The organism is Planococcus antarcticus DSM 14505, assembly GCF_001687565.2.
In the GTDB taxonomy this organism is placed as follows: Bacteria; Bacillota; Bacilli; order Bacillales_A; family Planococcaceae; genus Planococcus; species Planococcus antarcticus.
Genome location: NZ_CP016534.2, coordinates 1,265,398 through 1,289,278, shown reverse-complemented (window position 1 = coordinate 1,289,278; position 23,881 = coordinate 1,265,398). Strand labels below are relative to the sequence as shown.

Annotated in this window: 11 protein-coding genes, 20 tRNA genes, 3 rRNA genes and 2 pseudogenes; 6 read left to right on the top strand and 30 right to left on the bottom strand. The window is 45.5% G+C overall.

The window, feature by feature from the left end; genetic code table 11:
* Positions 1 to 126: 126 nt before the first annotated feature.
* Positions 127 to 1,038 carry a 1,4-dihydroxy-2-naphthoate polyprenyltransferase gene (locus tag BBH88_RS06485; protein ID WP_006831221.1) on the top strand — a complete coding sequence of 304 codons (912 nt, stop codon included), beginning with the start codon at positions 127 to 129 and terminating at the stop codon, positions 1,036 to 1,038.
* Between the two features lie 126 nt (positions 1,039 to 1,164).
* Positions 1,165 to 2,130: pseudogene (locus BBH88_RS06480) on the top strand (DMT family transporter).
* Between the two features lie 13 nt (positions 2,131 to 2,143).
* On the opposite strand, the gene BBH88_RS06475 reads toward BBH88_RS06480, so the two are convergent.
* The 24 genes from BBH88_RS06475 to BBH88_RS06360 all read right to left on the bottom strand — a co-directional run bounded on the left by BBH88_RS06475 (position 2,144) and on the right by BBH88_RS06360 (position 10,203).
* Positions 2,144 to 2,215, bottom strand: a tRNA-Glu gene (locus tag BBH88_RS06475).
* Positions 2,216 to 2,221: 6 nt separating this feature from the next.
* Positions 2,222 to 2,312 (bottom strand) — tRNA-Ser (locus BBH88_RS06470).
* A 4-nt stretch (positions 2,313 to 2,316) separates the two neighbouring features.
* Positions 2,317 to 2,391 (bottom strand) — tRNA-Asn (locus tag BBH88_RS06465).
* Between the two features lies 1 nt (position 2,392).
* Positions 2,393 to 2,469, bottom strand: a tRNA-Ile gene (locus BBH88_RS06460).
* 15 nt (positions 2,470 to 2,484) lie between these two features.
* Positions 2,485 to 2,558, bottom strand: a tRNA-Gly gene (locus BBH88_RS06455).
* A 5-nt stretch (positions 2,559 to 2,563) separates the two neighbouring features.
* Positions 2,564 to 2,639 (bottom strand) — tRNA-Phe (locus BBH88_RS06450).
* A gap of 17 nt (positions 2,640 to 2,656) precedes the next feature.
* Positions 2,657 to 2,732: transfer RNA gene (locus BBH88_RS06445), tRNA-Asp, on the bottom strand.
* Between the two features lie 3 nt (positions 2,733 to 2,735).
* Positions 2,736 to 2,812: transfer RNA gene (locus BBH88_RS06440), tRNA-Met, on the bottom strand.
* A 65-nt stretch (positions 2,813 to 2,877) separates the two neighbouring features.
* A tRNA-Ser gene (locus BBH88_RS06435) sits at positions 2,878 to 2,970 on the bottom strand.
* A 15-nt stretch (positions 2,971 to 2,985) separates the two neighbouring features.
* A tRNA-Ile gene (locus BBH88_RS06430) sits at positions 2,986 to 3,062 on the bottom strand.
* Between the two features lie 8 nt (positions 3,063 to 3,070).
* Positions 3,071 to 3,144, bottom strand: a tRNA-Met gene (locus tag BBH88_RS06425).
* A 21-nt stretch (positions 3,145 to 3,165) separates the two neighbouring features.
* Positions 3,166 to 3,241 (bottom strand) — tRNA-Ala (locus BBH88_RS06420).
* 6 nt (positions 3,242 to 3,247) lie between these two features.
* Positions 3,248 to 3,324: transfer RNA gene (locus tag BBH88_RS06415), tRNA-Pro, on the bottom strand.
* 25 nt (positions 3,325 to 3,349) lie between these two features.
* Positions 3,350 to 3,426 (bottom strand) — tRNA-Arg (locus BBH88_RS06410).
* Between the two features lie 29 nt (positions 3,427 to 3,455).
* Positions 3,456 to 3,544: transfer RNA gene (locus BBH88_RS06405), tRNA-Leu, on the bottom strand.
* A 30-nt stretch (positions 3,545 to 3,574) separates the two neighbouring features.
* Positions 3,575 to 3,649 (bottom strand) — tRNA-Gly (locus BBH88_RS06400).
* Positions 3,650 to 3,654: 5 nt separating this feature from the next.
* Positions 3,655 to 3,739 (bottom strand) — tRNA-Leu (locus tag BBH88_RS06395).
* Positions 3,740 to 3,760: 21 nt separating this feature from the next.
* Positions 3,761 to 3,836: transfer RNA gene (locus BBH88_RS06390), tRNA-Lys, on the bottom strand.
* A gap of 11 nt (positions 3,837 to 3,847) precedes the next feature.
* Positions 3,848 to 3,923: transfer RNA gene (locus tag BBH88_RS06385), tRNA-Thr, on the bottom strand.
* A gap of 11 nt (positions 3,924 to 3,934) precedes the next feature.
* Positions 3,935 to 4,010: transfer RNA gene (locus BBH88_RS06380), tRNA-Val, on the bottom strand.
* A gap of 10 nt (positions 4,011 to 4,020) precedes the next feature.
* A 5S ribosomal RNA gene (rrf, locus tag BBH88_RS06375) occupies positions 4,021 to 4,136 on the bottom strand.
* A 139-nt stretch (positions 4,137 to 4,275) separates the two neighbouring features.
* Positions 4,276 to 7,207, bottom strand: a 23S ribosomal RNA gene (locus BBH88_RS06370).
* A 200-nt stretch (positions 7,208 to 7,407) separates the two neighbouring features.
* Positions 7,408 to 8,959, bottom strand: a 16S ribosomal RNA gene (locus BBH88_RS06365).
* The 16S, 23S and 5S rRNA genes sit together here with 20 tRNA genes alongside, the layout of an rRNA operon.
* A gap of 341 nt (positions 8,960 to 9,300) precedes the next feature.
* Positions 9,301 to 10,203: a DMT family transporter gene (locus BBH88_RS06360; protein ID WP_006828550.1), complete on the bottom strand. Its 903-nt coding sequence runs from the start codon at positions 10,201 to 10,203 to the stop codon at positions 9,301 to 9,303.
* Positions 10,204 to 10,306: 103 nt separating this feature from the next.
* On the opposite strand from BBH88_RS06360, the gene BBH88_RS06355 reads away from it, so the two are divergent.
* The 3 genes and pseudogenes from BBH88_RS06355 to BBH88_RS18810 form a co-directional block, all read left to right on the top strand.
* Complete coding sequence (locus BBH88_RS06355) at positions 10,307 to 11,035, top strand: MgtC/SapB family protein (protein ID WP_006828549.1); 729 nt, start codon at positions 10,307 to 10,309, stop codon at positions 11,033 to 11,035.
* 16 nt (positions 11,036 to 11,051) lie between these two features.
* The gene (locus BBH88_RS06350; protein ID WP_006828548.1) at positions 11,052 to 12,074 is read left to right on the top strand and encodes a cation diffusion facilitator family transporter; all 1,023 of its coding nucleotides are present in this window, start codon (positions 11,052 to 11,054) and stop codon (positions 12,072 to 12,074) included.
* 104 nt (positions 12,075 to 12,178) lie between these two features.
* Positions 12,179 to 13,621, top strand: a pseudogene (locus tag BBH88_RS18810) (IS1182 family transposase); the annotation flags it as partial.
* 162 nt (positions 13,622 to 13,783) lie between these two features.
* On the opposite strand, the gene BBH88_RS06335 reads toward BBH88_RS18810, so the two are convergent.
* The 4 genes from BBH88_RS06335 to pruA all read right to left on the bottom strand — a co-directional run bounded on the left by BBH88_RS06335 (position 13,784) and on the right by pruA (position 19,202).
* Complete coding sequence (locus BBH88_RS06335; protein WP_006828547.1) at positions 13,784 to 14,947, bottom strand: iron-containing alcohol dehydrogenase; 1,164 nt, start codon at positions 14,945 to 14,947, stop codon at positions 13,784 to 13,786.
* 112 nt (positions 14,948 to 15,059) lie between these two features.
* Positions 15,060 to 16,304, bottom strand: a complete 1,245-nt coding sequence (locus BBH88_RS06330; RefSeq protein ID WP_006828546.1) for a Glu/Leu/Phe/Val family dehydrogenase — start codon at positions 16,302 to 16,304, stop codon at positions 15,060 to 15,062.
* Positions 16,305 to 16,386: 82 nt separating this feature from the next.
* Complete coding sequence (locus tag BBH88_RS06325; RefSeq protein WP_006828545.1) at positions 16,387 to 17,580, bottom strand: ornithine--oxo-acid transaminase; 1,194 nt, start codon at positions 17,578 to 17,580, stop codon at positions 16,387 to 16,389.
* A gap of 77 nt (positions 17,581 to 17,657) precedes the next feature.
* The gene (pruA, locus tag BBH88_RS06320) at positions 17,658 to 19,202 is read right to left on the bottom strand and encodes an L-glutamate gamma-semialdehyde dehydrogenase (RefSeq protein ID WP_006828544.1); all 1,545 of its coding nucleotides are present in this window, start codon (positions 19,200 to 19,202) and stop codon (positions 17,658 to 17,660) included.
* Positions 19,203 to 19,341: 139 nt separating this feature from the next.
* Between pruA and BBH88_RS06315 the strand changes: the two genes are divergently transcribed.
* Positions 19,342 to 20,655 (top strand): sigma-54-dependent Fis family transcriptional regulator, encoded by a 1,314-nt coding sequence (locus BBH88_RS06315; RefSeq protein ID WP_006828543.1) that lies wholly within the window; start codon positions 19,342 to 19,344, stop codon positions 20,653 to 20,655.
* A gap of 148 nt (positions 20,656 to 20,803) precedes the next feature.
* Here the strand turns inward: BBH88_RS06315 and yugI are convergent, their stop codons facing one another.
* On the bottom strand, positions 20,804 to 21,178 hold the full coding sequence (gene yugI / locus BBH88_RS06310; protein ID WP_006828542.1) for a S1 domain-containing post-transcriptional regulator GSP13: 375 nt from the start codon (positions 21,176 to 21,178) through the stop codon (positions 20,804 to 20,806).
* 86 nt (positions 21,179 to 21,264) lie between these two features.
* Positions 21,265 to 23,871 carry a hypothetical protein gene (locus BBH88_RS06305; RefSeq protein ID WP_065537097.1) on the bottom strand — a complete coding sequence of 869 codons (2,607 nt, stop codon included), beginning with the start codon at positions 23,869 to 23,871 and terminating at the stop codon, positions 21,265 to 21,267.
* Positions 23,872 to 23,881: the final 10 nt, after the last annotated feature.

The following is a 23,881-nucleotide window of genomic DNA, read 5'->3' as shown; positions in this document are numbered from 1 at the left end:
TTTTCTACTTTTTAATATCTACCTTCTATCATACTCTTTTCTGCTAAAATCAGCACATCATTTGCTGTATTCCCTTCTATATTTGAAGTACAATGAACAGTGGAAAGAATTAAAGGAGAGATAGATATGACACATTCACTACAGGCAGACAGCGGATGGCGCGTCTGGTGGCAACTAACCCGGCCCCATACTTTAACCGCATCCTTCGCTCCTGTCTTCTTAGGAACGATGATTGCTTTAAATCATTCCCCGATCGACTGGATTTTATTCTTGGCTATGCTTGTTGCAAGTTTATTGATTCAGGCAGCTACTAATATGTTCAACGAGTATTATGATTTCGCTAGAGGCTTAGATAATGAAAATTCTGTCGGCATCGGCGGCGCAATCGTTCGGAACGGAGTCAAACCGAAAACCGTTTTAGCGTTAGCTCTAATGTTCTACGGGATCGCCGCGGTCATCGGCATCTATATTTGTTCACAAACCAGCTGGTGGCTTTTGGTTGTTGGCGGAGTAGCGATGATGATCGGCTATCTTTATACTGGCGGACCTTATCCCATTGCTTATACTCCTTTCGGTGAGCTCTTTTCCGGAGTGGTCATGGGCTATTTAATTGTTATCATTGCCTTCTACATTCAAACTGGAATGGTTACATGGGAGGCTTCTTTACTTGCTGTACCGAGTACTTTGCTGGTAGCTGCAATTATGTTGGCCAATAATATCCGCGATATTGTCGGAGACGAGGAGAGCGGCCGTAATACGCTTGCAATATTAGTCAGAAGACCCGCAGCAGTAAACATTCTAATGATGTTCTTCATACTAGCCTATGCTTGGATTGTAATTTTAGTGATCACAGGGACGCTGACACCTTGGGCTTTACTGGTATTCCTCAGCGTGCTAAAACCTATCAAAGTCGTCCAGATTTTCAAACACTTCACGGCACCGCTAAAAGTGATGCCCGCGATGAAGGATACCGGTAAAACAAATACATTTGTCGCGTTTTTACTTGGAATCGGATTGCTGATTGATTACCTTCTATAATAAGATGCTTAAAAAGGGATTTCTATGGAAATCCTTTTTTTATATCCAAATAATACTTTGAAGAACTGAATACTTGCGCTATAGTGGATGAATAATTTATATGCTTTTGTTTTAGGAGGACATAAGGTGAAACCTATTATTTTCGGTATTATCGTAGCTTTTTTCTTTGCTTTTACTTTTTTGCTGAACGCTACGACGGAAACAGTTGGCGGAAGCTGGATTGGGAGTGCCTCTCTTCGCTATATTTTTATGGTGCCCTTTTTGCTGATGATCGTTCTTTCCCGAAAAAATCTAAAGCCCCCTACTACAAGAGATGAGCAAAAATAAAGAAGCTTGGGTGTTATGGAGTTTTATCGGATTCGTTTTTTTTATGCTCCCTTGTGTTTTGCCGCTGCCTATTCTCCTAGCTCGTTGATTGCAGGAACATGGCAAATCACTATTATTGCGGATACTCTCCTTACACCCTTATTTTTAATTACCGCACATAGTAATAAAGACAACGTTTATATGCGAAGGAAAATCCCTTCGAAAGGCTTACTGATTTCTTTTATCATATTAGCCGGGGTATGTCTGATGCAGGTAGAACATATAGCAGCCGTTCCTTCTGCGACTTTATGGTTTTGTTTTATTCCCGTTATTATTGCTACTTTTGCATATCCATTGGGCAATAGAAAAATGATGGATCCATGCGGTGATAGACTGGATGCATATCAACGAGTTTTAGGAATGACATTAGCGAGTTTGCCTTTTTGGCTAATGTTATCGCTTTATGGACTGATCGCTGTCGGTGGTCCGACTGCTTCGCAAAGCTACCAAACCTTTATTGTAGCAATCAGTTCCGGAGTCATTGCTACGGTGGTTTTCTTTAAAGCCACGGACTTAGTCAGGGGAAACATGTAGAAATTAGGTGCAGTCGAAGCCATACAATCGTTGGAAGTTTTATTTGCTTTGTCTGGAGAAATTCTTTTCTTGTCCATCGCCTTGCCATCCAACTTATCTTTGATTGGCCTTCTATTGGTGATGTTAGGCATGATGGTTCACAGCTACGTTTCCGGTAAAACGAAAAAAAGAGTCATGCAATTGAATGCATGACTCTTATCGATGATGACCCCTACGGGATTCGAACCCGTGTTACCGCCGTGAAAGGGCGGTGTCTTAACCGCTTGACCAAGGGGCCAAATACTGGCGGAGAAGGAGGGATTTGAACCCTCGCGCCGGTTGCCCGACCTACACCCTTAGCAGGGGCGCCTCTTCAGCCACTTGAGTACTTCCCCAGTTTGGCTCCGAAGGTAGGACTCGAACCTACGACCATCGCATTAACAGTGCGGTGCTCTACCACTGAGCTACTTCGGAATGGTGGGCCTAAATGGACTCGAACCATCGACCTCACGCTTATCAGGCGTGCGCTCTAACCAGCTGAGCTATAGGCCCATATGTGTATATATATGGAGCGGGTGAAGGGAATCGAACCCTCATCATCAGCTTGGAAGGCTGAGGTTTTACCACTAAACTACACCCGCAAAAGTGGTGGGTCAGGACGGAATCGAACCGCCGACACTTAGAGCTTCAATCTAATGCTCTACCGACTGAGCTACTGACCCACTGTATTGAATAAAAATGGCGGTCCCGACCGGGATCGAACCGGCGATCTCCTGCGTGACAGGCAGGCATGTTAACCGCTACACCACGGGACCATTTGGTTGCGGGGGCAGGATTTGAACCTGCGACCTTTGGGTTATGAGCCCAACGAGCTACCGAACTGCTCCACCCCGCGATAATAATATAGATATTAATTCTAGCACACGCTTCATTAATAATTGTCCACACATTTTAAAAATATGGAGGAGGAAGAGGGATTCGAACCCCCGCGGGATTTGACTCCCCTGTCGGTTTTCAAGACCGATCCCTTCAGCCAAACTTGGGTATTCCTCCGTGATAAAATACATATGGTGGACCTTGCAGGACTCGAACCTGCGACCGGACGGTTATGAGCCGTCTGCTCTAACCAACTGAGCTAAAGGTCCTAAAAAAGTGGCGGCAGAGGGGATCGAACCCCCGACCTCACGGGTATGAACCGTACGCTCTAGCCAGCTGAGCTACGCCGCCGAGATTTTTAATGTGATAAGTTGGTGGAGCCTAGCGGGATCGAACCGCTGACCTCCTGCGTGCAAGGCAGGCGCTCTCCCAGCTGAGCTAAGGCCCCATTGTTTGGTCGGGAAGACAGGATTCGAACCTGCGACCCCTTGGTCCCAAACCAAGTGCTCTACCAAGCTGAGCTACTTCCCGAACTGAGTTGCTGAGTGTAAAAATATGGTGCGCCCGAGAGGACTCGAACCTCTAACCGCTTGATTCGTAGTCAAGTACTCTATCCAATTGAGCTACGGGCGCATATAAGGGATTCATCTGGTTTGCATAAATGGTGCCGAGGACCGGAATCGAACCGGTACGGTAGTCACCTACCGCAGGATTTTAAGTCCTGTGCGTCTGCCAGTTCCGCCACCCCGGCTAAGGGTCGGTATAATGTGCAAAAAAAATATGGAGCGGAAGACGAGGTTCGAACTCGCGACCTCCACCTTGGCAAGGTGGCGTTCTACCACTGAACTACTTCCGCAAAAATGGTGCGGGTGAAGGGAGTCGAACCCCCACGCCCGAAGGCGCTAGATCCTAAGTCTAGTGCGTCTGCCAGTTCCGCCACACCCGCGTGGCAATGATTCAATTAAAATGGTGAGCCATGAAGGATTCGAACCTTCGACCCTCTGATTAAAAGTCAGATGCTCTACCAGCTGAGCTAATGGCTCATTTACATGAGTGGTGCCGGAGAAAGGACTTGAACCCTCAACCTACTGATTACAAGTCAGTTGCTCTACCAGTTGAGCTACTCCGGCGAAAGAAAAAATGGTGGAGGATGACGGGATCGAACCGCCGACCCTCTGCTTGTAAGGCAGATGCTCTCCCAGCTGAGCTAATCCTCCGATAAGTATTGCCCAGCGACGTCTTACTCTCACAGGGGGAAACCCCCAACTACCATCAGCGCAAAAGAGCTTAACTGCCGTGTTCGGGATGGGAACGGGTGTGGCCTCTTTGCCATCATCACTGGACTATTTGGTTTTGAAAGACAAGATTGATTATACCAATCTCACAGGTTTTTACAAGCTTTTTCATAAAAAAACTTTTCCTTATTCTTTCAAAACTGGATAAACGACATTGACCCATTGAAATTCCTTCATGATACATTGTTTGGTTAAGTCCTCGATCGATTAGTATTCGTCAGCTGCACGTGTCGCCACGCTTCCACCTCGAACCTATCTACCTCATCGTCTTTGAGGGATCTTACTTGCTTGCGCAATGGGAAATCTCATCTTGAGGGGGGCTTCGTGCTTAGATGCTTTCAGCACTTATCCCGGCCACACATAGCTACCCAGCGATGCCCTTGGCAGAACAACTGGTACACCAGCGGTGTGTCCATCCCGGTCCTCTCGTACTAAGGACAGCTCCTCTCAAATTTCCTGCGCCCGCGACGGATAGGGACCGAACTGTCTCACGACGTTCTGAACCCAGCTCGCGTACCGCTTTAATGGGCGAACAGCCCAACCCTTGGGACCGACTACAGCCCCAGGATGCGATGAGCCGACATCGAGGTGCCAAACCTCCCCGTCGATGTGGACTCTTGGGGGAGATAAGCCTGTTATCCCCGGGGTAGCTTTTATCCGTTGAGCGATGGCCCTTCCATGCGGAACCACCGGATCACTAAGCCCGTCTTTCGACCCTGCTCGACCTGTACGTCTCGCAGTCAAGCTCCCTTCTGCCTTTACACTCTGCGAATGATTTCCAACCATTCTGAGGGAACCTTTGGGCGCCTCCGTTACTCTTTAGGAGGCGACCGCCCCAGTCAAACTGCCCGCCTGACACTGTCTCCCATCCCGATCAGGGATGTGGGTTAGAATTTCAATACAACCAGGGTAGTATCCCACCGACGCCTCCTCCGAAGCTGGCGCTCCGGGCTCTAAGGCTCCTACCTATCCTGTACAAGTTGCACCAAAATTCAATATCAGGCTACAGTAAAGCTCCACGGGGTCTTTCCGTCCTGTCGCGGGTAACCTGCATCTTCACAGGTACTATAATTTCACCGAGTCTCTCGTTGAGACAGTGCCCAGATCGTTACGCCTTTCGTGCGGGTCGGAACTTACCCGACAAGGAATTTCGCTACCTTAGGACCGTTATAGTTACGGCCGCCGTTTACTGGGGCTTCAGTTCGCACCTTCGCTTGCGCTAAGCACTCCCCTTAACCTTCCAGCACCGGGCAGGCGTCAGCCCCTATACGTCACCTTACGGTTTTGCAGAGACCTGTGTTTTTGCTAAACAGTCGCCTGGGCCTATTCACTGCGGCTCTCTCGGGCTATTCACCCTACCAGAGCACCCCTTCTCCCGAAGTTACGGGGTCATTTTGCCGAGTTCCTTAACGAGAGTTCACTCGCTCACCTTAGAATTCTCTTCTCGCCTACCTGTGTCGGTTTGCGGTACGGGCACCTCCCGCCTCGCTAGAGGCTTTTCTTGGCAGTGTGAAATCAGGGACTCTGAGGTAAACCTCTTGCCATCACAGCTCAACGTATCAGGAATGGGATTTGCCTCATTCCACGCCTCACTGCTTGGACGTGCACAACCAACGGCACGCTCTCCTTATCCTTCTGCGTCCCCCCATTGCTCAAACGGCGGGGAGGTGGTACAGGAATATCAACCTGTTGTCCATCGTCTACGCCTATCGGCCTCGACTTAGGTCCCGACTAACCCTGAGCGGACGAGCCTTCCTCAGGAAACCTTAGGCATTCGGTGGACGGGATTCTCACCCGTCTTTCGTTACTCATACCGGCATTCTCACTTCTAAGCGCTCCACCAGTCCTTCCGGTCTGACTTCAACGCCCTTAGAACGCTCTCCTACCACGGATCTCCGAAGAGATCCATCCACAGCTTCGGTAATCCGTTTAGCCCCGGTACATTTTCGGCGCAGTGTCACTCGACCAGTGAGCTATTACGCACTCTTTAAATGATGGCTGCTTCTAAGCCAACATCCTGGTTGTCTAAGCAACGCCACATCCTTTTCCACTTAACGGATATTTGGGGACCTTAGCTGGTGGTCTGGGCTGTTTCCCTCTTGACTACGGATCTTATCACTCGCAGTCTGACTCCCAAGCATAAATCACTGGCATTCGGAGTTTGTCTGAATTCGGTAACCCGGGATGGGCCCCTAGTCCAAACAGTGCTCTACCTCCAGGATTCTCTATCTTGAGGCTAGCCCTAAAGCTATTTCGGAGAGAACCAGCTATCTCCAGGTTCGATTGGAATTTCTCCGCTACCCACACCTCATCCCCGCACTTTTCAACGTGCGTGGGTTCGGGCCTCCAGTAAGTGTTACCTTACCTTCACCCTGGACATGGGTAGATCACCTGGTTTCGGGTCTACAACTGCATACTCTGTCGCCCTATTCAGACTCGCTTTCGCTGCGGCTCCGCCTTCTCAGCTTAACCTTGCATGCAATCGTAACTCGCCGGTTCATTCTACAAAAGGCACGCCATCACCCATTAACGGGCTTTGACTACTTGTAGGCACACGGTTTCAGGATCTATTTCACTCCCCTTCCGGGGTGCTTTTCACCTTTCCCTCACGGTACTGGTTCACTATCGGTCACTAGGAAGTATTTAGCCTTGGGAGATGGTCCTCCCGGATTCCGACGGAATTTCACGTGTTCCGCCGTACTCAGGATCCACTCTGGAGGGGCAGGGTTTTCGGCTACGGGGCTATTACCCGCTGTGGCGGACCGTTCCAGGTCGCTTCGCCTAATCCTGCCTTTTGTAACTCCGTATAGAGTGTCCTACAACCCCAAGAGGCAAGCCTCTTGGTTTGGGCTGATCCCGTTTCGCTCGCCGCTACTCAGGGAATCGCATTTGCTTTCTCTTCCTCCAGGTACTTAGATGTTTCAGTTCCCTGGGTCTGCCTTCTCATGTGCTATCAATTCACACATGGATACTGCCCAATTAAAGGCAGTGGGTTCCCCCATTCGGAAATCTCCGGATCACAGCTCACTTACAGCTCCCCGAAGCATATCGGTGTTAGTGCCGTCCTTCTTCGGCTCCTAGTGCCAAGGCATCCACCGTGCGCCCTTTCTAACTTAACCAATGGTTAATTAAAAAGTTGTGGCACCAAGTGCCACACGTACATGAATTGCTTCATTTTTGTTTCAATGTCGTTTTATCCAGTTTTCAAAGAACAAGATTGAAAGTCACAAAAAAAGGCGTTGCCGCCTGAAGGTGAACCTTCAAAACTGAACGCAAAACGTCAACCCCGAGAAAACCTCGGTTCCGAATTTATCCTTAGAAAGGAGGTGATCCAGCCGCACCTTCCGATACGGCTACCTTGTTACGACTTCACCCCAATCATCCGTCCCACCTTCGGCGGCTGGCTCCACAAGGGTTACCTCACCGACTTCGGGTGTTACAAACTCTCGTGGTGTGACGGGCGGTGTGTACAAGGCCCGGGAACGTATTCACCGTGGCATGCTGATCCACGATTACTAGCGATTCCGGCTTCATGCAGGCGAGTTGCAGCCTGCAATCCGAACTGAGAACGGTTTTCTGGGATTGGCTTGCCCTCGCGGGGTTGCAGCCCTTTGTACCGTCCATTGTAGCACGTGTGTAGCCCAGGTCATAAGGGGCATGATGATTTGACGTCATCCCCACCTTCCTCCGGTTTGTCACCGGCAGTCACCTTAGAGTGCCCAACTAAATGCTGGCAACTAAGATCAAGGGTTGCGCTCGTTGCGGGACTTAACCCAACATCTCACGACACGAGCTGACGACAACCATGCACCACCTGTCACCGCTGTCCCCGAAGGGAAAGGCGTATCTCTACACCGGGCAGCGGGATGTCAAGACCTGGTAAGGTTCTTCGCGTTGCTTCGAATTAAACCACATGCTCCACCGCTTGTGCGGGCCCCCGTCAATTCCTTTGAGTTTCAGCCTTGCGGCCGTACTCCCCAGGCGGAGTGCTTAATGCGTTAGCTGCAGCACTAAGGGGCGGAAACCCCCTAACACTTAGCACTCATCGTTTACGGCGTGGACTACCAGGGTATCTAATCCTGTTTGCTCCCCACGCTTTCGCGCCTCAGCGTCAGTTACAGACCAGAAAGTCGCCTTCGCCACTGGTGTTCCTCCACATCTCTACGCATTTCACCGCTACACATGGAATTCCACTTTCCTCTTCTGCACTCAAGTTCTCCAGTTTCCAATGACCCTCCACGGTTGAGCCGTGGGCTTTCACATCAGACTTAAAGAACCGCCTGCGCGCGCTTTACGCCCAATAATTCCGGACAACGCTTGCCACCTACGTATTACCGCGGCTGCTGGCACGTAGTTAGCCGTGGCTTTCTGGTGAGGTACCGTCAAGGTACCAGTAGTTAGTTGGTACTTGTTCTTCCCTCACAACAGAGTTTTACGATCCGAAAACCTTCGTCACTCACGCGGCGTTGCTCCGTCAGACTTTCGTCCATTGCGGAAGATTCCCTACTGCTGCCTCCCGTAGGAGTCTGGGCCGTGTCTCAGTCCCAGTGTGGCCGATCACCCTCTCAGGTCGGCTACGCATCGTCGCCTTGGTAGGCCATTACCCCACCAACTAGCTAATGCGCCGCGGGCCCATCCTGCAGTGACAGCGAGATGCCGTCTTTCCGTGCCGCCTCAGGAGAGGCGACAAACTATTCGGTATTAGCACCGGTTTCCCGGAGTTATCCCGATCTGCAGGGCAGGTTGCCCACGTGTTACTCACCCGTCCGCCGCTAAACCAGAAGGAGCAAGCTCCTCTGGTTCCGCTCGACTTGCATGTATTAGGCACGCCGCCAGCGTTCGTCCTGAGCCAGGATCAAACTCTCCATTATAGAGAACATTTGACTGCTCTAGTTGTTGCTGGCACCATCCGAAGATGGCTTGATCTGCACAAAGCTGATCAGTAAGTTGTAGTCACGAACACCGAGTAGATGAACAACTCTGCTCCAATTGCCGGTGGCAACCTTCGCAAAAGCCGTTCTCGCACCGAAGTGCTCGTGACGTCTTTCGTTGACGTTTTGCTGTTCAGTTTTCAAGGTTCAGTTTGTTTGCCGCGCTTATTGGCGACTTGATTAATATACCTTACTTCAAACTCACTGTCAATACTATTTCAAAATATTTTCGCGAGTTGTTTTAAGGACATATATAAATATAAACCGCCACAAGCAAAAAATCAAGCCTTTAATTTTAAAAATCGTATTTTAATTTTTTGGTAGTCTGCAACAAACAATGCGATCCCTGCCAGCACTATACTTCCTCCTACTATTTGAGAGACACTCAAATACTCGCCAAGTATAAAGTAAGCTAATACAGCAGCCCCTATCGGTTCAAAAAGTATTGCGATTGATATCACATTAGTGCTTACCCACTTCAAAGCCCAGTTGAATAAAGTATGCCCAAGCAAATTCGGAATGAGCGCCAATAACAAAAACCACATCCACTCAGATGCCGGATACGGACCGAAGGATTCTCCTTTGAATAAAATATAGAAGAATAACGTTATGGTACTGACTCCATATACCACAAATGTGTAGGTTACTAATGACAATCTCTTTCGGACATCCTGCCCAAATAACAAGTAGGCCGTTATTAATGCACAGGCAATCAAAGCAAGCAGATCTCCATACAAAGCACTGCCACTTACTTTGAAATCTCCATAGCCGATTAACACACTACCCGATATTGCAACAGCCCCAGCAATGAGTGCTTTTTTAGAAAGCTTTTCATTAAAGAAAAAATATGTACCTGCAAAAGCGAATAAAGGCTGCAGAGTTACAAGCACCGTTGAACTGGCCACCGATGTATAATTCAACGATTCAAACCATAAGATAAAGTGGAAAGCTAAAAATACTCCGGCAACGGTAGTGAAGATCCAATCCCTTTTGCTTAGCTTTTTGATTTCATGGGTATATTTTATAAAGAAGACCGGACTCATAATCGCTATGGAGAATAGCATACGGTAAAAAGCAGTGACTCCAGAATCAGCAGATGTCATCTTTACAAAGATGGCTGACAACGCTACTGAGAAAACTCCTACTATAATAGGGATATACGGGTGGATAGCCGGTTTTTCCATTCGAACACCTCTTCTTCTCCAACATCACCGACAATGCACATAATAAGTTTGCCACTTTCACCAAGCGGAATCAATACAAGATAAATAAATGGAGGTTTTCCTTATGGAGTTTTTCAGCGCAATGCAAATTTCTTCATATGAAACTTTCTTCAAGCTTGTTATAGCCGCTCTTTTGAGTTTAGTTATCGGTCTAGAAAGGGAACTAAAAAGAAAGCCAGTCGGTTTGAAGACAAGCGTGGTCATTTCGACTTTTAGTTGTCTGTTAACTATCATCTCGATTGAATCCGCTTATATTGCACAAGGCAGCGAGTATGACAATGTTAATATTACGATGGATCCGCTGCGCCTCGCCGCACAGATTGTTTCAGGTATCGGATTTTTGGGAGCTGGAGTTATTTTAAAGCGCGGCAATGATTCTATTTCCGGATTAACGACTGCCGCCATGATCTGGGGCGCTGGCGGAATCGGTATTGCAGTTGCGGCCGGCTTCTATATTGAAGCAGTGACTGCAGTTCTGTTAGTTCTAATTGGAATAGAAGCTCTGCCTCCCCTGCTCTTTAAGTTCGGACCAAAGCGTTTGAAGATGGTGGAAGCAAATTTAAAAGTGATTGTTGCTGATCGAGCGGCTATCCGGGAGGTGTTAGATGAGTTAAAAATAGGCGGATCGGTTATCGAGAGCATTTCCATAACCCATCCAGATAAGGAGAGTTCCGCTTCGCTCCACGTACTATCGATTCGCATGTCTTTTTCTCATGAGAAAGACACAATCGATTTGTACCAAGAAATATCAGATATGAAAAAAGTTGTGCAAGTTGAAATTGAACTGATTTGATCGAGGAGGAATTTTTATGAAGGAATTTTTTGGGTTATTGAAAAATGGCAATAAACCGTCTTTGACGGCAGCAATAATTAATACATTTATCGCGATAATGAAAGGAGTCGCATTCTCTCTTACAGGGAACGTTGCCATGTTTGCAGAAACCATGCACTCGATCGGCGATGCAGCCAACCAATATTTTGTTTTCATCGGTTCAGCACTCTCGAAGAAAGCACCGACTAAACGATTCCCTAATGGTTTTGGGCGTCTGTTGAACATCGTTCTCCTTGGTGCGGTACTGATCGTCGGAATCATGGCATATGAAACGGCCATCGAAGGATGGCACCAACTAACTCAACCTGTTCAAGCAGAAGGTTTCATCATCAGTGTTGTGGTATTATCTATTGCAATTATTCTTGAATTCTTCGTTCTTTATAAAGCCGGCAAAGAAATTTTGCATGAAGCTGGTGTGAAGGGTGGCGCAATGGCTCCACTGACGACTAGTTTTACGCATTTGGATCGAGCAAAGCCGGCAACAAAATTGGTGTTTCTCGAAGATCTAGTGGCTACTGCAGGTGGCCTATTGGCTTTGACTGCCGTGCTGATCGCGCATTTCATAGGCCTCCTGCAAGTCGAAGGCGCGGCATCTATCGCCATCGGCTTTATGATGCTATACGTTGTTGGGAAAGTCTTTTTGGATAATGCCCGTGGAGCCATTGGCGAAACAGACGAACAAATGGTCAACCACATCGCGCACATATTAAGCGAACATCCTGACGTTCGGGACATTAAAGAACTGGAAGTTGTTAAAGAAGGCGAATTTCTTCATGTTGAAACTAAAATTGAGGTTGATCCAAATTTAAATGTCACCCAAGCTGATGCTTTGCAGGAGCACTTAGCAGAAATTATCCTTAGCCAACCAAGCGTCGATGACGTAATTGTTTCTCTCGATGCAGATGACGGCCAAACTCAATGGAAACATCTGAGCAAACGTCCGGCATCACTTGATAAAAATAAACAAAAAAAGGCTCGGCGCTTAGCGCGAGGCCACTGAAAAAGTCTCTTCAATTCAAAAAAGGTATGATTTCTCATAAATTTTGAGGAATCGTGCCTTTTTTTGTTTTATAATGGAATTACTACAGACAGACGGGTGGTCCAATGATTCAGCGACAAGAGACGATGAACCTCAGTTCTTTTATGGAAATTTATGATTTAGTCGTGCCAAAAGATAACCTATTGCGTAAAATCAACGAATTAATCGATTTCTCTTTCGTCTATGAAGAGCTGGTCACGAACTACTATCTGGATAACGGATGGAACGTGATTCATCCCATCCGCATGTTCAAGTACTTATTGTTGAAATCCCTTCATCGTTTATCGGATGAAGATCTTGTCGAGCGGGCCCGTTACGATCTGTCACTCAAGTATTTCCTGGAAATGGCTCCGGAAGACTTCACCATTGATTCGAGTTCGCTAACGAAGTTCCGCAGACTGCGACTGAAAGATGTCGCTCTTTTAAATCTGCTTATTGGGAAAATAGTGGAGATTGCCATCGAGAAAGGGATTCTCATAAGCAAGTCCATTATTGTCGACGCTACTCAAACGAAAGCTCGCTATAACTAGAAATCCCCCAAAGAGATCTTGGAAGATCAAGCGAGGCTGCTTCGGAAATCTATCTATCAAATTGATGAAAAGATGAAAATGACGTTCCCATCAAAAATAACGACGAATGAATTGGAAGATGAAATTAGCTACTGCGGAAAATTGATCGACGTCATCGAAAAAGAAGAGATTCTTCGGGAATATCCGATCGTGAAAAAAATGAATCTATTAAAAGAGACATTGGCGGACGATCTCGAACAGTTGCGCATCTCGAAAGACGAAGATGCCAAAGTGGGTCACAAATCAGCAGACTCATCTTTTTTCGGCTATAAGACCCATTTGGCGATGAGTGAAGAACGCATCATTACAGCGGCTGTCGTAACAACCGGCAAGAAGAATGACGGGAAGCAACTGGAGACATTAATCGAAAAAAGCAAGGAGACCGGTATGGTCATTGAAAACGTCATCGGTGACGCCGCTTATTCCGAAAAAGCCAATATTGAATACGCCAATGAAAAGGAATTGAAACTGATAGCAAAGTTGAACCCCTCTGTTACAAAAGGTTTTCGAAAAAAAGAAGATGAACTTCAATTCAATAAAGATGCCGGCATGTACGTCTGCAAGGCAGGTCATCTAGTCATCCACAAAGCTCCCCAAGGAAAAAAAGGCGTGGGCACCAACCAAACGGATACTTACTATTTTGATACGGAGAAATGCCGGCGTTGCCCCTTCCAAGAATGGTGTTATAAAGAAGGCGCGAAAAGCAAAAGCTATTCTGTGAGCATCAAGTCAGCTGGGCACACTGAACAAGCCAGGTTTCAAGAAAGCGACTATTTCAAAGAGAAAGCCAAAGAGCGCTATAAAATAGAAGCGAAAAACAGCGAACTGAAACACAGACACGGCTATGATGTAGCATCTTCGTCGGGTCTCTTTGGCATGGAGATGCAAAGTGCCATGGCGATTTTCACGGTCAATCTGAAGCGAATTGTGAAGTTACTGGACAAAAAAAGAAGCCGAATAAGGCTCCAAAAAAGACAAAAAAACCTAAAAAAGACGACGCAACAATTCAAAAAATGAATTGGCGTCGTCTTTTTTGATTCGACTACTAAATGAGAAAAAAATTGCAAGTTTTTCAGTGGCCTCCTTAGCGTCGAGCCTATTTTATAGAGAAGCCTGCAGAATTTCTTTAACGTCTTCGCCTTTTAATTTTGCAAAGTTGCCAAATTCACCATAAATCACCGCTTTTTCGACCATCAAGTCGATTTTAGAATCATCGATTTCGTAGTAGTCCAACCGCGTTGGTGCTCCGAGTGAAGTCCAAAATGCTGATAAGCGATCGATGCCTTCGAAAGCGACATCAGACTCCGACTTACCTGCCGGATCGACATCAAAGACACGAACCGCCATTTGAGCAAAGCGGCCAGGATTCACTTTCACATTATGGCGCATCCATTGCGGGAAAAGAATTGCCAATCCACCAGCATGAGGAATGTCGTAAACAGCAGACACCGCGTGTTCGATGTTATGTGAACCCCAGTCTCCTCTGTAGCCCATTTCAAGAAATTTATTCAAAGCCATTGTGCCAGCGAACATAATGGTTTCGCGATGCTCATAGCTTTGAAGATCCTTCATTAGTTTCGGTGCAGTTTCGATAACTGCACTCAAGACCCCTTCACACATCCGATCTTGCACTGGTGTGCTAGTAGCATCATTGAAATATTGTTCGAAAATATGGGACATCATGTCAACAATTCCATAGACCGTGTGGTTTTCCGGTACCGATAAGGTGTAAGTCGGATCTAGGATTGAGAATTGAGGAAACGACAATGGGCTTCCCCAGCCATACTTTTCCTGTGTTTCTTCGTTGGTGATTACAGAACCTGCATTCATTTCAGAACCAGTTGCGGCGATTGTCAAAACTGTTCCGAAAGGCAACGCTTCTTTCGGCTGTGCTTTGCGGGAAACTAAATCCCATGCATCTCCATCATACTTGGCGCCACATGCGATGAGTTTAGTGCAGTCAATGACCGAACCGCCACCAACTGCTAACAGCATATCAATGCCTTCTTTTTTGCAGATTTCGATCCCTTTTTTCGCGGTTGAGATCCGTGGATTTGGTTCCACTCCGGCTAGTTCGAAAACTTCAAGCTTAGCTTCAGCTAAGGTTTGAATAACTTCATCGTAAAGGCCATTCTTTTTAATGCTGCCTCCACCATATACAAGTAAAACTTTTTTGCCGAATTTCGGTAATTCTTTCTTGATCGCTTGAAGCTGGCCTTCACCGAAAATAAGTTTTACCGGGTTATAAAATGAAAATGCATTCATCCAATCATCCTCCTCTATTCAAATCATAGTATGATGTTTCTTACATAGAAAAGCAAAAGATTGAGATAGAAAAACCGCCTGGATCAAAATCTCCAGGCGGTTTCTTTGAGTCTTATACCCATCCACGGAAGCGTGAAGCTTCAGCAGTTCTGCGGGCGCCGACCATATAAGCTGCTAAACGCATATCGATATTGCGTGTAATGGCAACGTTGTAGACATTTTCAAATGCATCAACCAGTTTTTTATTGAGTTTCTCGTCCACTTCTTCCTGTGTCCAATAATAACCTTGGTTATTCTGCACCCATTCAAAGTAAGAAACCGTAACTCCACCAGAACTTGCCAAAACATCAGGAACCAGAAGGATTCCACGATCCGTCAGCATCTTAGTGGCTTCAGCTGTCGTTGGACCATTCGCTGCTTCAACAACGATCGAAGCTTTGATGTTATTGGCATTTTCTTCCGTAATCTGATTTGCGATAGCTGCTGGTACCAGAATATCACAATCCAGTTCAAACAACTCTTTGTTTGTAATGGTGTTATCAAATAACGTAGTAACCGTACCGAAACTGTCACGGCGGTCCAACAAATAATCGATGTCCAAGCCATCTGGATCGTGAAGAGCACCGTATGCATCCGAAATCCCGACTACTTTTGCTCCTGCGTCATGGAGAAACTTTGCCAGGAAGCTTCCTGCATTACCGAAACCTTGAATAACAATGCGTGCCCCCTGCATATCGAGGCCGCGTTTTTTTGCAGCTTCATTAATACAGATGGTCACTCCTTGTGCAGTCGCTTTGTCTCGGCCCTGAGATCCACCAAGAACAATTGGCTTTCCTGTAATAAAACCAGGAGAGTTGAATTCATCGAGTTTGCTGTATTCATCGTACATCCAGGCCATAATCTGGGAGTTGGTGAACACATCAGGTGCCGGAATATCTTTGTTCGGTCCGACAATCTGGCTGATTGCGCGAACATAGCCACGACTCAATTTCTCAATTTCGTGCATGGACATTTCACGCGGATCGCAGATAATGCCACCCTTCGCTCCGCCGTAAGGCAATTCCACAATTCCACATTTTAATGTCATCCACATTGATAAAGCAATGACTTCATCGCGATTTACATCCGGATGAAAACGGACTCCACCTTTTGTCGGTCCAACCGCATCACTGTGTTGAGCGCGGTAACCTGTAAAGACTTTTGTTTTGCCATCATCCATACGCACCGGAATGCGCACTTCCAAAATCCGCATCGGTTCTTTTAGAAGTTCGTACATCGCATCTTCGTATCCAAGCTTATCCAATGCAGTTTTAATAACATTCTGCGTAGACGTCAACAAGTTCAAGTTTTCAGCCATTGTATTAGTTCGCCTCTTTATATTTTAGTAATTACTCAGCATCTAGTGTAACACATGTCAAGAATTATGTGCCATGCCGATGTTATTTAGAAAATACTTTTTGAATGCGTTCGATTGCCCAATCCAATTCTTCTTTTGAAATGATTAATGGGGGGGCAAAACGGATGACCGTGTCATGCGTTTCTTTGCACAAAAGGCCTAATTCTTTCAATTGCTCGCAATAAGGTCTTGCTGCTTCAGTCAATTCCATACCGATGAATAAGCCACGGCCTCTAACTTCTTTCACAGATGGATGATCGATTTCACGCAATTTCTCCATAAAGTACTCACCCAGCTCTTGAGAGCGTTCAGACAGTTTTTCGTCAAGCAATACTTCTAGAGATGCTACCGAAACAGCACAAGCTAGTGGATTCCCACCAAAAGTAGAACCGTGTGATCCCGGATTAAATACACCCAGAACAGATTTGTCTGCTACGACGCATGAGATCGGGAATACGCCGCCGCCAAGCGCTTTTCCTAGAATATACATATCTGGATTTACATCTTCCCATTCACAAGCGAACATTTTACCTGTTCGCGCAAGACCACACTGGATTTCATCAGCAATGAAAAGCACGTTGTTTTCACGGCAAAGTTCTCTAGCAGCTTTTAAGAAACCTTTTGGAGGCATAATAATTCCGGCTTCTCCTTGAATTGGTTCGATCAAGAATGCAGCAGTGTTTGGTGTGATGGCATTTTTCAATGCTTCCAAATCACCAAAAGCAACTACATTAATGCCTGGAAGCATCGGTCCGAAGCCTCTACGGTATTCAGGATCTGAGGATAATGAAACAGCTGTCATCGTACGACCGTGGAAGTTTCCTTCACAGGCTATGATTTCTGCCTGGTTTTCAGCAACGCCTTTGACGTCATAAGCCCAGCGGCGAGCTGCTTTTATGGCTGTCTCTACAGCTTCAGCGCCTGTATTCATCGGCAACGCCATCTCCTTGCCGGAAATATCGCAGATCATTTGATACCAAGGAGCCAATTTATCATTATGGAAAGCACGTGAAGTTAAGGTAACGCGGTCTGCTTGGTCTTTCAACGCCTGAATGATCTTCGGATGACGATGTCCCTGATTGACAGCTGAATAAGCTGACAGCATATCCATGAATTTATTGCCTTCTGGATCTTTTACCCAAACGCCTTCCGCTTCTGTAATAACGATCGGCAGCGGATGATAATTGTTCGCTCCGTATTTTTCTGTTTGTTCGATGATAGTTTGTGTTTGTGTCATGTGATTTCCTCCTTTTTTTAAAAAAAGGCAGACATCCGTCTGCCTTTTGGTGAGTTATTATAACATTTTATGATTTATCAGTACATTTCAGAAGTGATTTTTGCTTGCATATGAAGACCGATATAATCTGGTCCGCCTGCTTTTGAATCAGTTCCTGACATATTGAATCCGCCGAATGATTGATATCCAACGATTGCACCTGTGCAACCGCGGTTAAAGTATAGGTTTCCGACATGGAAATCTTCACGGGCTTTTTCAAGGTTCACGCGGTTGTTTGTGATAACTGCACCCGTCAAGCCGTACTCCGTATTGTTGGCAATTTCAAGTGCATGGTCAAAATCTTTTGCTTTCATTAGGCCAACAACTGGGCCAAAGATTTCTTCCTGCATGATGCGTGCTTGTGGATCAAGATCTGCAAAGACAGTTGGGTTTACGAAGAAACCTTTAGAATTATCTCCGTCTCCACCAGCTACTAAACGTCCTTCTTCTTTACCAATTTCGATATAGCTCATGATTTTGTCATATGAGTTGCCGTCGATAACTGGCCCCATGTAGTTAGACTGATCTGTTGGGTCACCGATTGTCAATTCTTTCGTCAATTCGATAACGCGCTCAAGTACTGTATCGTATACGTCTTCAACGATAACTGCACGTGATCCAGCTGAACATTTCTGTCCACTAAAGCCGAAAGCAGATTTCACAATTGATTGCGCAGCAAGCTCAAGATCAGCTTCTTTATCCACTACCATTGTATTTTTTCCGCCCATTTCAGCAATCAAACGTTTCATCCAAATTTGTCCTTCGTGCACTTTTGAAGAACGTTCTGCGATGCGCAATCCGACTTCTTTTGAACCAGTAAATGAGATAAAACGAGTGTTCGGGTGATCGACTAAATAGTCTCCAACTTCAGAACCTGGTCCAGGAATAAAGTTAACCACGCCTGCTGGCATACCTGCTTCTTCAAGAACTTCGATAAACTTGTAAGCAACGATTGGCGTTGTTGAAGCTGGCTTTAATAGTACAGTATTTCCTGCTACCATCGCTGCTGCAGTTGTTCCAGCCATAATTGCGAATGCAAAGTTCCACGGGGAAATAACAACGCCTACACCTAAAGGAATGTAGTCATAACGGTTATCTTCACCTGGACGGCTTTCTACTGGCATACCATCTTTAAGGCGCAGCATTTGACGAGCATAGTATTCCAAGAAATCAATTGCTTCAGCTGTATCTGCATCTGCTTCGTTCCAAGGCTTGCCTGCTTCTTTTGTTAAAAGTGCTGAGAATTCGAACTTGCGGCGGCGTATAATTGCAGACGCTCTAAGCAATACATCAGCGCGAACTTCAGGTTTTACTTTTTTCCATGTTTTAAAAGCTTCGTCAGCTGACTGCATTGCTTTTTTAGCTAATTCTTTATTTGACTTAGAGACATTGCCAATTAGTTCTTCTTTATTTGAAGGATTAAATGAAACGATTTTATCTTCAGTAGTGATGCGTTCTCCACCAATAATTAACGGGTAGTCTTGTCCAAGGTAAGCTTCAACTGTTTTCAAGCCCTCAAGGTAATCTGTGCGGTTTTGATCAACCGAGAAATCTGTGAACGGTTCGTGTTTATAGGGAATCATGTAAATCCTCCTTGAATTTTAAGTAAGCGCAAAAAAAATTTGCACTTTTAAACTGTTTCCACTTATAATAATGCAAAAGATTGTTGCATAATTCAAGTATTTTCGTTTAAAAAGTCAAAATAATTTTGGAGTGATCGTTTTGAAGCCAGAAAATATCGACTTATCCCCGTTCTATAAATTTGCTGGAGAACACGTGGCTATTGGGATTCACGCCATAGATACAAAAGGAAAAACCATTCTTTATAATAAAAAAATGCGAGAAATTGAAGGGTTCGATTTCGAGGAGCTGGTAGATCGTTCACTGCTTGAGATGTTCCGCTTCGACCAGCATGAAAGCACCCTGCTGCAGGTTTTACAAAGCGGTACGCCAGTTTTTAACGTCAAACAAACTTATTGGAACCGGAAAGGCCAGGAAATTACGACAATCAATGATACTTATCCGGTCCTCGATGGAAAAAACCTAATTGGCGCCATTGAATTGTCACGTGATGTGACAACGCTTGAAAAAGTGATTTATCAGCCACTTAGAAAATACGACGAACCTATCACTTTCTCGACGATTACCGCTCTATCCAAAAGTATGAAAAAAGTGATTGCTACGGCCGAAAAAGCAGCGACAGCAAAACTCCCAGTGCTGCTGGTGGGAGAATCGGGAACCGGCAAAGAATTGATTGCGGAAGCGATTCATTGGGCGCATTCTTCTGGCAGACAGATGTATACACTCTATTCCCATGGAACAGACGGCACCATCATCGAGCAACTAGGTGAAGATAGCAAACAGATAGGTGATGGCACGATTTACTGTGAAAGAATCGATTTACTGCCGCTGTCTTTGCAGCAGCAATTACTGGAGATGGCCGAAGAAGGTTCACGCAGTAATACTTATTTTATCGCCAGTGTCGGCGACGATCCGGTCGAATTGATCGCTTCGCATAAATTACTGAAAGACCTGTATTATTTCTTTTCATCCATGACCATTAAAGTAGAACCGCTGCGGTCGAGAAAAGAAGATATCTTGCCGTTTGTTTACGATTATTTTTCCCGCCACCGGATGAAAGTTGGTTCGGTCGTTCGTGGACTGGATGAGGAAGTAGCGGATTTACTGTATACATATGACTGGCCGGGTAATTTAAAAGAGCTCGAATTGCTGTTAGATGAAACCACATCCATGCTGACAACGCAGGAAATCGTGACCGCAGACATGCTGCCCAACCATTTCAAACTTAAGAGCGATCTGAACGGAGCGCATAAGCCTGAGGATTTTATCGTTCAATCCAATACGGATCTGCTGCCGCTCGAGGATTACTTGTTTGAAGCTGAAATATATTACTTGCAGAAAGCGATGGATCTACATGGTGGAAATGTTACAAAAGCTGCTGCTGCACTTGGCATGAGCCGTCAAAATCTACAATATCGATTGCGGAAAATCAAAAAAAACGAAGCGCAGACATGATTGTCTGCGCTTCGTTTTTTATTTTCTTACTGTCCAGCTTCAGCGCCCAGATTCTCAGGTCATAAACCAACCCGACTGTGTGGCAAAAAGCGCCACTTCGTCAGTTGGTCTTATGCCTGTTAAATCTAAATTGGCGCTTACTCAATTCTTACTGTCCAGAGCGTTTGATCCACTCTTGCATTTTGTCTTTCAAAGAGTTGAATCCTTCAGAATCACTCTCGTTAACGTGCGACTGAAGAGATTGTTTTGGTTTTTCAGTTTTTTGAGCTGCTGGTGGCTGCTCTTGGAGCGCGCGGATTGACAAGCTGATTTTTTTGGACTTTTCATCAACTTCCAATACTTTCACGTCAACTTCTTGTCCTACTGCCAAATACTCACTTACTTCTTTCACGTAACCGTGAGTGATTTCTGAAATGTGAACCAATCCTTGTGTTTGGTCATCTAAAGCTACGAATGCGCCGTATGGCTGGATTCCTGTAACTTTACCTGAGACCGTATCGCCTGTTTGGTATGTTTTCGTCATGTTTACCCGCTCCTAGTCATATCTAATTGTCCTGTACACCTATTGGCATCTGTATATTATAGCACAGGTATATGCTGAGAGCAAAATCAGTATTCGTTTATGTTCGACATTCGCCAGCCATTTTTGGTTTTCTCCATGAAAAAATGCTCTGGAAACAAGCCGTCTTGAAGTCCTGAAGCATAGAGTATTTCCACTGAACCCGCATGACCTGTTGCTTTGTTCGGAGCAAAATGGCTCTTGAATGTTAATTGCGCCAATTCGGAAAACGGACGGAAACTATGCGATTCGAATAAGGCAGTAAAATCTTCATCTTTCCAATCGACTTCTTCCATTAAGTTTTTCACGGTCAGAATATCTTCGTTTTCAACAGCTTTAAAAAATACACCCGCTATTTCTCCTGGTTTGGCTTCCGCTAGAAGTTGTTGCTGTTGATCAACAGAAAACGCTTGATACAACAAATCAACGGTTTGCTTAAACTGCTGATCTTCGCCTTGCAAATCGTAGCTTTCGTATTGACGATAGTCGATTTGCCAAATCTGATTTTTCTCTGTAACCAATAGCAGATCTAATCGCTCATCAAATTCGTACATATCGACTTGAGGATACATATAGACTTTGTCTTTTACTCTTTGTTTGAATGAATTGCTAGAAAGCTCAATCCATCTCGCTGTTTTCGTCAGTTCAGGAATCTGTTTCCAGTCCCTTATGAATGTCTCCAGTGTGGGCTTTAACGGACTGTCTGCCAACAGATGCCACTGCGTCTTTGCATCTTCTACTTTATTGGCGTAATGATACACAAATAGCACATCTAGAGGCTGCACACCCGATAACAGCTGCAAATCATGGGACACTTTAAACGATTCGTATAGGGATTGGATGCGGCTATAGTCGAAATCCTGCATATCGACGAATTCATCTTCGATCATTAAATTGCCATTGGGCAATTTATCAGCAAGCTGCCCGGACTTTTCCATCTCCAAAGCATCCTGCAAATCATGGAACTCCAATTCATCGTAAGCAGCTGAAGTGGTCCACTCGCTCGCTTCCATTTCTTCTAAAATCGGCAGTATGATAAACGCCATTGGATTGGACGAAGCAATACTATTCCAAGCGCTTTGGTATTCTACTTTAACTTTGCCTTGCTTATCAAAAACAGGAGAGCTGTCGCTGCCTTTTACCAACTGCCAGAACGTTTGCTGATAGGCCACTTCTATTCCATCAAACAATGCTGACTCTTCCTCCTCCACTAGTAAAGACTCCTCCATAGAGATCAGGTTGTGTGTAATATTATCAATTGGCCAGAAAAATCCACTGTCATCAAAATAAGGTTCCCCACTTAACCAGCTCAAATATTGAAAAGCGTAGGGGTGAGATGCAATTACATGTTGTTGATTGAGCTTGTTGACATCTCGAATTGTTCTAAACTGATTGTCATTTGGATTGACGATTGCAAGCAAATTGTACTCCGGTAAAGCTTCTATCACTTTACGCAATTGCTCGGGATAGCTATGAGATTGTGCTACCAGTTTTTCTGGAGACAACTGGCCCATTACAATTGTCGTTTCTAATTCCTGTTGGTATTTCTGCATCATCCCCTCGACAAAAAAACGTAACTCATCTGTCTTCGCTGCATAATTTAGTAGAAAATCATCTACTGCAGAAGACAACATCGAATTACTAGATAAAGAATCGACCATTCCTTGTGGGGTTTCAATCTGCCAGAAAAGACGATAGACAGTAGATTCCATTTTAATAGGATCATCTTTTAATGAATCTAGCATTTCATCGCTAAAAACCCTTTCCCTTTCAGCATCGGCCAGTTTGACGTAATCCAGCTGAACATACTGCTTTTGAGACATCCCCAAACGTTCCGGTGATGTTTCTTTAATCATTTCGTATTTGCTATGCCAATCTGCAACCATTTCATCCGTCACTTTTTCAGCCTGCTTCCCTTCCGACGTACCTGCCGTTTCCATCAGCTGGTCGTTGACAGAAAAACTGACGCCGATGACCGTTATCAGAAAAAGGCTGGCAGCTCCCAGCACGATAGCTGGCTTTTTACGGATTTGCCTAGGTGATGCAGTTGTTTTTGAGACTTCCGGAACAGAAAATTTTTCGTCCGCACCCTGAATCTCCTGATCAAATGGTGCTGGCGGCATAAAACGCTGATAGGATTTCTGAAGCATGGCCAGACGTTGAAACACCTGCGCCTCATCCAATCGCAGATTGTGCTGCAATGCCTGCAGCCCATCGTTCATTGTTTGTATGATCTGATGCTCCGTTTTCTCCGCAATCATGGCGATGTCTACTTTCGAACGGTTATGAAAATGAGTTAGAACCAAGGGGATCCGCTGGTTCAGTTCTAGTTTCTGCAGCTCGGCATGCAGTTCATCGTCTTCCGGAAAGCCAAGCACTGCGAGATTTTCTTTGATTTCAAGTTCAAGGGAATTTGTGGATAGTTGCTGGACCATTATTTTGTAAAGGTCGACTTGTGCCTGTTCTTGCGTAAGATACTCTAGTTGTCTATGCAGTTGCTGCAAACTCCGCCGTTGGAACTTCGGTAATGCTTCTATGGAAACTCCTAGTTGATAGGAGAACCGCCCCATATTAGGTTGAATAGTGTCGGCCCATAGTTTAAATGCGAATTCATCCCCTATTTGAGCCTTTCTGTATAAATCAGTTTCTGATGTCATTGCCACACTC